The organism is Yoonia sp., assembly GCF_046498525.1.
Taxonomy (GTDB): domain Bacteria; phylum Pseudomonadota; class Alphaproteobacteria; order Rhodobacterales; family Rhodobacteraceae; genus Yoonia.
This window is the reverse complement of sequence record NZ_JAWOAN010000210.1, coordinates 1-9072: the sequence shown is the minus strand read 5'-3', so window position 1 is coordinate 9072 and position 9072 is coordinate 1. Positions and strand designations below refer to the sequence as shown.

Here is a 9072-nt window from a genome sequence, read left to right as displayed (position 1 = left end):
CGCGTGGCCTTTGGCAATGATATGATCGCGGCGGTCATCGTGACGATCATGCTGATCCCGCAATCGCTGGCCTATGCGTTGCTGGCCGGATTGCCGCCCGAAGCAGGACTTTATGCTTCGATCGTGCCGATCATGCTTTACACGGTCTTCGGGACCAGCCGCGCACTGGCCGTGGGCCCGGTCGCCGTGGTGTCGCTGATGACTGCAGCGGCCTTGGGCAACATCGTCGAGCAAGGGACCGCAGGCTATGCGATTGCAGCCTTGTCACTGGCCGGCCTGTCGGGTGCCATGCTCTTGGGGCTGGGCTTGTTGCGTCTGGGCTTTCTTGCCAATTTCCTGTCACACCCTGTCATTTCGGGCTTTATCACCGCATCTGGCCTGATCATCGCGGCCAGCCAGTTGCGCCATGTCTTCGGTATTGATGCAGAGGGGCATAATCTGCTGGAACTGGTCGTGTCGCTTGTGACGCATCTTCCCGAATTCAACGTGCCGACAGTTATCATCGGCGTTAGCGCAACCGCCTTTCTGTTTTGGGTACGCAAGGGCTTGAAACCCATGTTGCGCGCCATGGGTGTTGGCGCAACATTGGCGGATGTCGCGACCAAAGCCGGACCGGTTGCAGCGGTCGTCGCGACAACCGTTGCGGTCTGGTATCTCAACCTTGAAGACGCCGGTGTGCAGATCGTCGGCACGGTGCCGCAAAGCCTGCCGCCGTTCACACTGCCCTCTTTCTCGCCCGAATTATTGCAACAACTCCTGCTTCCCGCGTTCCTGATCTCGATTATCGGCTTTGTGGAATCTATCTCGGTCGCGCAAACTCTGGCGGCCAAGAAACGGCAACGTGTCGATCCCAATCAAGAGCTGATCGGCCTTGGCGCGGCGAACCTCGGGGCCGCGTTCACCGGCGGTTTCCCCGTCACGGGCGGATTTTCACGCTCGGTCGTGAATTTCGATGCCGGCGCGGAAACACCTGCCGCGGGTGCCTTTACCGCTGTCGGGCTTGCGATTGCCGCACTTGCCTTGACCCCGCTGATCTACTTCCTGCCCAAGGCAACGCTTGCCGCGACCATCATCGTCGCCGTGCTCAGCCTTGTGGATTTCAGCATCCTGCGGCGCGCATGGGCCTATTCGCGGGCCGATTTCTTTGCCGTGCTGGTGACAATCCTGGTCACGCTGGCTGCTGGGGTCGAGGCGGGTGTATCAGCGGGTGTCATCCTGTCCGTTCTGGTGCATCTCTACGTATCATCGCGCCCGCATATCGCAGAGGTCGGGCTGGTGCCCGGCACCGAGCATTTCCGCAACATCCACCGCCACAAGGTGCAGACGGACCCCCACATCCTGACCCTGCGATTGGACGAAAGCCTCTATTTCGCGAACGCCCGGTTTCTGGAAGACGTGATCCTGACCCGGCTCGCCTATGATAAAATGATTGAACACGTGATCCTTCAGTGCAGCGCGATCAACGAGATCGACCTCAGCGCGCTGGAGACACTTGAAGCGATCAACGAAGCGCTCGTCGAACAAGGCGTGAAACTGCATCTGTCCGAGGTAAAAGGCCCGGTCATGGACCGGCTCAAGCGCGAGCATTTCCTTGAAGAATTGTCAGGCGATGTATTTCTCACCCAGTTTGAAGCAGCACGTAGCGCCGGGATGAAGCCAGGGAAACAAGGGCCGTCCCTTTGATAAAGGGACGGCGCACGCGGCTAATTTTGTTTTGAGGCTAACGTTCAACCGCAAAGACCCCATCTTCGAAGAATTCCCCCCGACCGAGCCATCCGCTGTACCTGCAACAGCTCCGGTAGGATCGCTTACGTTGGCAATGACGCGCCCGTCCAGCGCGATTTTGGTTGCATAATCTGCCCCGCCTTTCGACAGTGTCCCGTCAAGGTTGATCTGGATCTGCGGCACACCCACAGGGGGGCTTTCGATCAGGACACATACACCGGACAGGATGCCAGTGTAGGCCCCGTCGATTTCGTGATATAAATTTCTGGCCTCACTGGTAAGCGCGTTATTACCCACTGCAAATGCCGCGGTTATCTTCAACTCTCCGATCCGGGCCTCACCTGCAATTTCGCCGCTGACAAAACCGTTATAGGTGGCGCTGCCACTATCGGGAATCTCGCTTGCTGTTGCAGGAGTGATCCCCAAAAGCAAAGCACCGTTTGCGTCGGTGTAAGCCGATTGCATGGCGGTGGCGGCAGGTTCAATTTCGTCAAATGAACCAAACCCGTTCGCGGTGGTCTCACCATTACTATCGCAGCCCGCCAGAAAAACGGTCGAGGCAGCGCTGATCATCATAATCTTTAAAACTATCTCCTCTCACTCGGTACCATGCTTGCATCAGACCAACGCCAGTGCTTGATCTGCGATAAAATCGTCTTGCGTAATTTCATTCCAATCGACGTTGCGCAGGATCGTCCGGTCCGTGCCCGCATCAATCACCGCACCGGTGCCGCGAAAGCCAGACCATCCAACCGGATCAAATCAACGCCATCCGTGAAGTCGTAGACAATGTCGAGGCCGGTACCGGCGGCAAATACGAATTGATCGGCCCCGCCATCCAACTCTGCGGCTACCCCGGTCAGGGTCGCCACCAGCGACAAGCCGACACCATCAGCATTGGCAACCGAAATGGTCGGGTCGTCGCCTGTCACACCCTGCTGGATCAGCAAGCGGTCTTCCGGCAGATCCACTTCAAAGCCTGCCAGCGCGTCAAATCTGATCAGGCCGATCTTGTCGCTGCCCACCTTGAAATCCGCGATGACGCTGGCCGTAATCTCATCGGTAACCGAAGTGCCATAAGACACCACAAAGAGGTCCGCGCCAGCACCACCGGTAAAGCTGTTTTCACCGATACCGACAAGGAAATCATCCGCCGCTGTGCCGGTGATCGCCGCACCCGCTGCAAAGAGTTCGATCACTTCGTAATCCATCAGCAACTCGGCGCTGTAGATTGTCGCAGGCTTTACGTCGCCCTTGATCTAGAGAGCCGCGTTGAAGTCATCGGCCAGGATAAATCATTTGTGCCGCAGGTTTCAGGTACAGTCGGTTAGCAGACAATGTTGCCCGCGCAGAGGATTAAAAGGCGCAAACCATTTGTCGCCGCTTTCATCCTTTTTATGGATGTTCCAAACAGACCGTGCCTCAGACCGGCGTGCCTTTGGTGTCGGACTTGCCAAGAGGCATCACGTCAAGGCTCATCTTGATAAGCTTGCCGGTCTCTTCGGTGTATTGGGCATAGGCGTTCTCGAGGAATTCCCGCTGTGCCTCACGGACCTCTGTCGCGTCCTTGCAGTGCAGTATCTTGTGTTGCGTCTTCACGTCTTCCTTGATCCGGTCGGCAACAAAGCTGACAACCTCATTGTTTAGTTCGGCCATCGCCTCGATCCAGCTGGTACTCAACCAGCGGAGTGGCCCCAGCCCGGCCTGTTCCATTTGCTGCACCAACTCTTCGCCCGAGGCGAAGGCATCGGCAGTCAGTGAGGTGTCTTGCTTTTTCTTTGCCATGATAAGCGTCCCTTCTGCGTATGATGTTCGGGAGTTCTAGCAGTGCGGGCCTGCGCGGAATTGACATGTATCAACGCGTAATCGCGTCAAATGCGGGATGCCATCGGGATGCACAACCAACAGAACGCGGGCCTGACCGCCGCTCAGGTACTCGCTGCACGCCAAGAGCATGGCTGGAATGAACTGCCTGTCGCGGCGGGGCCGTCGACGTGGGGTATTCTGCTGCGCCAATTCGGCAATCTGTTGGTCTTGATACTGATGTTGGCCGCCATCATTGCCTTTATCGCAGGTGACCGGATTGACACAATCGCCATCATCATCGTGATACTGCTGAACGGAACGCTGGGGTTTGTGCAGGAATGGCGGGTCCAGAACGCCCTGCAAGCCTTGCGCAACATGATGTCACCACAGGCAACGGTCGTGCGCGGAGGCCAGCAAATAGTCGTAGCCGCCCGCGATCTTGTACCCGGCGATCTGATCATCGTGACCGCCGGTGACCGGGTGCCAGCCGATGCCGAGGTCCTGAAACAGACCTCGCTCTGTGCCGATGAAAGCGCACTGACAGGAGAGTCGATGCCGGTGGCCAAAGACGGCGAGGATACCGGCCTATATCTGGGAACCAATATCGTTGACGGGCACGGCATGGGGCGGGTGACGGCAACCGGTACTGCCACCCGTTTTGGGCAAATCGCCATGCTGACCGGGTCGGTCGCTTACCGCCCGACCCATCTGCAGCGCCAACTGGGCGAGTTGGCCAAGCAGCTTGGGATCGCGGCCCTTCTGATCGGCGCATGTGTCATGGCTCTGGGCGTCTGGAGCGGGCGTCCCATGACCGAGATGTTCATGACCGGCATTTCTCTGGCCGTCGCAATGGTGCCAGAGGGCCTGCCTGCCGCCGTCACGATCACCATTGCTTTGGGCGCTGCCGCCCTTGTCCGCCAAAACGCCTTGACGAGGCGACTGCAGGCCGTCGAAACGCTTGGTGCCGCGTCCGTCATCTGTACTGACAAGACTGGCACGCTGACCGAAAACAAGATGACCGCCACACAGATCTGGACACCGCAAGGCAGCTACAGCGTAACGGGAACGGGCTACGATCCTTCCGGCCATATCATCGCCAATGACAGCAAACGTCTGTCCGCCAACGATCCTGTGCTGGCTGATATGCTCGAGGTCTGCGCAGGCTGTAATCACGCCAGCCTGCAACATCATGACGGCACTTGGCACATGGTTGGCGCGCCGACCGAGGGCGCGCTCATGACGCTGGCCTACAAGGGTAAGGCTGCCCTGCCAGAACCTGATGCCGTCATGGACGAGTTGCCCTTCAACAGCAACCGCAAGAGAATGAGCATCCTGCTGGAAACGTCCACTGGCCCCAAGGTGCTGACCAAAGGCGCACCGGAACGGCTGAGGGATCTATGCACCGGCATTATGGGCGCTGAGGGCACTGAGCCGTTAACGGACGCCGGCCGCAAGGAAATAGACGCCGCCCATACCCGCATGGCCGCCAATGGCCAACGCGTCATCGCACTTGCTGCACAGCCCGCGCCCGATGGTCGGTTGACCGAGTACGGTCTGACCTTTCTGGGTCTTGTCGGCATTATCGACCCGCCCCGCCCCGAGGTGCCCGCCGCCATTGCCGAGGCACACGCCGCAGGCACACGGATCATCATGATCACCGGTGACAGCCCCGTCACTGCACTGGCTATCGCCCGCAGCATCGGGCTGGACCCGAAGGCCGTCACGACCCACGAAAAACTTGCGATTATGTCGAATATCGAACTTCTCATCACGCTGGACAGCGATACGCTGATCGCCCGGGCCGAACCTGCCGACAAGATGCGGATCGTGTCCTTGCTGCAAGACAAGCGACAGATCGTGGCGATGACCGGTGACGGGGTCAATGATGCGCCCGCGCTGGAACAGGCCGATATAGGGATCGCGATGGGTATCCGCGGGACCGACGTAGCCAAGGATGCATCCGACATCGTTCTGCTGGACGACAATTTTGCAACGATCATCGTGGCCATCCGCGAAGGGCGGCGGCAGTTCGACAACCTGCGTAAGTTCGTGCGCTACCTGCTGTCATCGAACGCAGGCCAAGTGATCGCATTGGTCGTCAATATCGTCGTCGGCGGACCTCTGATCTTTCTGGCGACGCAAATTCTGTGGATGAACCTGATCACTGATGGGCTGACGGCAGTGGCGCTGGGGATGGAGAAACCCGAACCAGAGCAAATGGAAGAACCGCCACGTCCGATGAACGCCCCGATGCTTGGCTGGTCCGGCATCGCGTTGATCACCGTTTTCGGCCTCTATACCGGCCTGTCGAGCTTGTGGATTTTCTGGAGCCTGCTGCCCGTCGATGAAACGCTGGCCCGCACGGCGGCCTTCACCGCTATGGTGGTGTTCGAGAAATCCAGCGTCTTCGCCTTCCGGTCCCTACGCGCTCCGTGCAGTCGGATCGGTTGGTTCAGCAATCCTTTCCTGCTGCTGGCACTGGCGGCTACGCTGGGCGCACAGGTCGCGGCAGTCTATTGGGAGCCCCTGCAAGTCTTGTTGAAGACAACGGGACTGGCCGTGGCGGAATGGCAAATGATCGGCCTTTTCGCCCTGCCCCTGATCATCGTTCCCGAACTTTTCAAATACATTCTGATCTGGAGACACACCAATGGCACTTGAACACGGACATTCACCCGAGGAAGTCGCAGAGCGGCTTGATGCACATACAGACAGCACCCCCCTGCGCGATGCGGTTTTTGGCGGGATCGACGGAACCGTGACCACCTTTGCGATCGTCGCGGGCGTACAGGGGGCAGGGCTTGCCCCGGGGATCATTGTCGCCCTGGGGCTGGCGAATGTGCTGGCCGACGGGTTTTCCATGGCCGCAGGAAACTATGCGGGGACCAAAGCCGTCGCGGATGACCGCAGCAGGCTTTGGGATGTGGAGAAGAAGCACATTCGCACCAACAGAGAGGGTGAACTGGAAGAACTGGACCAGATCCTTGCCCGCAAGGGACTGAGCGGTGAGGTCCGCAAGAACGCAGTCGCAATGATCAGCGACGATGAGGACCAGTGGATCAGCCTGATGCTGGCCGAGGAATACGGACTTCCGGCTACAGACGCGCGGCCGCTCCGCGCGGCGTTGGTGATCTTCATGGCCTTTGTCGCCGCAGGGATGTTCCCGATCCTGCCCTATATGCTGGGCCTGCCCTCGGCCTTCGGATGGTCCATCGCCATATCGGGGCTGACGTTCTTTGGCATCGGGACGATCAAGTCAAGCTGGTCACTGACACACTGGTGGCGATCCGGGTTTGAGACGCTGCTGATCGGCGGAACGGCTGCGACACTTGCTTTTGTGGTCGGGCGCCTGGTTCATCCCTAGACCAATGGTATCCGCCAGACGATGTGGCGCGTCATGCAACAGCACATGCATCAGTTCTTTCGGGTCACCTGCCTGCAACGCCTCAAGAACGCGGCACCAAGATGGCAAAGTGAACCCCACTCTCTGTTCCGATTTTGCCCGTATTCATGTAATATCGCTGCCCTCTAGTGCGGCAATTACGGCACGCACGGCTGATGACAGTTGATTTTTCTCAACCATCTGCAACAGTCGAAATGTAGAAAGGTACGGTTAAAAATCGAACGGGACAGTCATTTTCTGATCGCCATGCTTGATGCGATGCCCGATGCCGTCCTGTTCAGCGACAAGGCGGGTATCATCACCCGTACAAATGCGGCTGTCGATAAACTGTTTGGGTATGATTCCGCCGAACTTATCGGCTCTAGCGTGAATATGCTGATGCCGCAGGCGCTTTCCAGCAGGCACGACAGGTTCATTGAAAACTATCTAAAAACCGGGTCCGGTCGGATCATTGGGCGCGGGCGCGCAGTAGAAGGCGTGCGGCGCAATGGCGACGCCTTTCCACTTCATGTTTCTCTCGGACATATTACCCATGATGGCGAGGATCACTTTGTCGCAATCATGCACGACTTCAGCGCCCGGGTGGCCGCAGAAGCGGCGCTGTCCCGGACGGCCCGGCTCGATGCCATCGGCCAGATGACAGCCGGCATCGGCCATAATTTCAACAACATCCTGACAGTGGTAATCGGCAATCTTGAATTGCTCGAGGCGCAACTCTCAAATCCGGCACAACACGCAATGCTGGCCGATGCGCGCGAGGCGGCAACAATCGGCATGGACCTTACCGCAGGGCTTGGCGCATTTGGACGCAAGTCAAACGCGCGTTGTGACGTGATCGATATTAACGCCGCTTGCAGCGCTGCTTTGGAGCTGATCAAGCATACCTTTGATCCACAGTATGTAATCTTGATGGAACTGACAGATAATCTGCCAGCGGCTTTGGCCGACAGCACGCATTTGCAGTCTGCGCTGATCAATATTGCCCTGAATGCCCGCGACGCCATGCCCGACGGAGGCACATTGATCACGCGGTCCGAAGTTGTGACGGTTGATGATCACTACATTGCACAGGAACTGGACATTGAAGAGGGCACCTACGTACGGATTTCCGTAACCGATACCGGATGTGGCATGGGTCCCGACACCCAGCAGCATGTGTTCGAGCCGTTCTTTACCACCAAACCCGTCGGGCAAGGCACGGGCTTGGGCCTTGCGACAGTGTATGGGTTCGTGCGGCAGTGCGGCGGGCACGTGACGATCTACAGCGAAATCGGGCACGGCACGACTGTTGCGCTTTATTTTCCGGCAATTGATGAGATACCGACAGAAAAACCCCTTCATAACAAGCGAGAGTCTCGGGAGGCAGCGGGTCAACGCACAATTCTCATTGTCGAGGACAACCCAAGGGTCCGCAGTGTGACTTCAGATCGGCTCAGGGATCTGGGATACGATGTACGCGTTGCCGGACAGGGTGATCATGCAGCCCGGATGCTACGTGAAAACGCCGACGTCCACGCCGTCTTTACGGATCTGGTCATGCCGGGCGAACTTGATGGTCTTGCGCTGGCAAGGCTCATCGAAGCAACCTATCCACACATTCGAATCCTGCTGACTTCCGGCTATGCCGAAGATATTCTCAGCCGCGAAATCGATGACATTCCCCACCAAATCCTGCGTAAGCCCTATCGTCAGTCGGAATTGGCCGAGGCGCTGTTGGAGCTGTTTGACCTGCCCGGATCCGCACAAGGTGTCACATCGCAAGTGAAGGAATAACCCATACCGCGAATCGTCGTGATCAATCTGGGCGATGCTGGGTTGCGTTCAACTTTCTTGCGCAAACGGGCAATCTGGTTGTCGATGGTGCGATCCATCGGGGCATAGGAATTCCCCTTCGTCAGATCCATCAACTGTTCGCGCGACAACACGCGTTTGGGCCGCATCAGAAATGCAATAAGAAGCTTGAATTCACCGCTTGTCATCTCAACCCATTCGCCGTCCCGATCAAGCAGTTTCATCTCATCGGGAATGGCCCGCATCCCGTCAAACTCCCAGCAAACGGTCGCCGCTGCAACCTTCGGCGGTAGCACAATGCCGGGCGAGCGACGCAGGACGCATTTGACGCGGGCCAGAACCTCTCG

Annotated in this window: 8 protein-coding genes; 4 read left to right on the top strand and 4 right to left on the bottom strand. The window is 58.1% G+C overall.

Annotated features, from left to right (window positions below; genetic code table 11):
- On the top strand, window positions 1-1683 hold a 1683-nt coding region (locus tag R6T97_RS12960), incomplete at its 5' end, for a SulP family inorganic anion transporter (protein ID WP_410349719.1).
- On the opposite strand, the gene R6T97_RS12955 is transcribed toward R6T97_RS12960, so the two are convergent.
- The 3 genes from R6T97_RS12955 to R6T97_RS12945 all read right to left on the bottom strand — a co-directional run bounded on the left by R6T97_RS12955 (window position 1603) and on the right by R6T97_RS12945 (window position 3510).
- Window positions 1603-2301 (bottom strand): hypothetical protein, encoded by a 699-nt coding sequence (locus R6T97_RS12955; protein ID WP_410349718.1) that lies wholly within the window; start codon window positions 2299-2301, stop codon window positions 1603-1605. The two genes, R6T97_RS12960 and R6T97_RS12955, sit on opposite strands and share 81 nt — an antisense overlap.
- A 140-nt stretch (window positions 2302-2441) precedes the next feature.
- Complete coding sequence (locus R6T97_RS12950) at window positions 2442-2936, bottom strand: hypothetical protein (protein WP_410349717.1); 495 nt, start codon at window positions 2934-2936, stop codon at window positions 2442-2444.
- A 211-nt stretch (window positions 2937-3147) separates the two neighbouring features.
- Window positions 3148-3510: a phasin family protein gene (locus tag R6T97_RS12945; RefSeq protein WP_410349716.1), complete on the bottom strand. Its 363-nt coding sequence runs from the start codon at window positions 3508-3510 to the stop codon at window positions 3148-3150.
- 108 nt (window positions 3511-3618) lie between these two features.
- Between R6T97_RS12945 and R6T97_RS12940 the strand changes: the two genes are divergently transcribed.
- From R6T97_RS12940 to R6T97_RS12930, 3 genes are all read left to right on the top strand, one after another.
- A complete protein-coding gene (locus tag R6T97_RS12940) occupies window positions 3619-6192 on the top strand; it encodes a cation-translocating P-type ATPase (RefSeq protein ID WP_410349715.1) in 2574 nt (857 codons plus the stop codon).
- Window positions 6182-6895, top strand: coding sequence for a VIT1/CCC1 transporter family protein (locus R6T97_RS12935; protein WP_410349714.1), 714 nt, complete (start codon window positions 6182-6184; stop codon window positions 6893-6895). The genes R6T97_RS12940 and R6T97_RS12935 overlap by 11 nt, the downstream gene beginning before the upstream one ends.
- A 285-nt stretch (window positions 6896-7180) precedes the next feature.
- Window positions 7181-8707 carry an ATP-binding protein gene (locus tag R6T97_RS12930; RefSeq protein WP_410349713.1) on the top strand — a complete coding sequence of 509 codons (1527 nt, stop codon included), beginning with the start codon at window positions 7181-7183 and terminating at the stop codon, window positions 8705-8707.
- Here the strand turns inward: R6T97_RS12930 and R6T97_RS12925 are convergent.
- Window positions 8623-9072 (bottom strand): winged helix-turn-helix domain-containing protein (locus tag R6T97_RS12925; protein WP_410349712.1); only part of this gene is annotated, 450 nt, incomplete at its 5' end. The genes R6T97_RS12930 and R6T97_RS12925 overlap by 85 nt on opposite strands.

What these genes read in the sequence shown, in the direction of transcription:
- R6T97_RS12955 (WP_410349718.1), bottom strand. Translation starts at nt 2,301, where the DNA reads ATGATGATCAGCGCTGCCTCGACCGTTTTTCTGGCGGGCTGCGATAGT.
- R6T97_RS12950 (WP_410349717.1), bottom strand. Translation starts at nt 2,936, where the DNA reads ATGGATTACGAAGTGATCGAACTCTTTGCAGCGGGTGCGGCGATCACC.
- R6T97_RS12945 (WP_410349716.1), bottom strand. Translation starts at nt 3,510, where the DNA reads ATGGCAAAGAAAAAGCAAGACACCTCACTGACTGCCGATGCCTTCGCC.
- R6T97_RS12940 (WP_410349715.1), top strand. Translation starts at nt 3,619, where the DNA reads ATGCACAACCAACAGAACGCGGGCCTGACCGCCGCTCAGGTACTCGCT.
- R6T97_RS12935 (WP_410349714.1), top strand. Translation starts at nt 6,182, where the DNA reads ATGGCACTTGAACACGGACATTCACCCGAGGAAGTCGCAGAGCGGCTT.
- R6T97_RS12930 (WP_410349713.1), top strand. Translation starts at nt 7,181, where the DNA reads ATGCTTGATGCGATGCCCGATGCCGTCCTGTTCAGCGACAAGGCGGGT.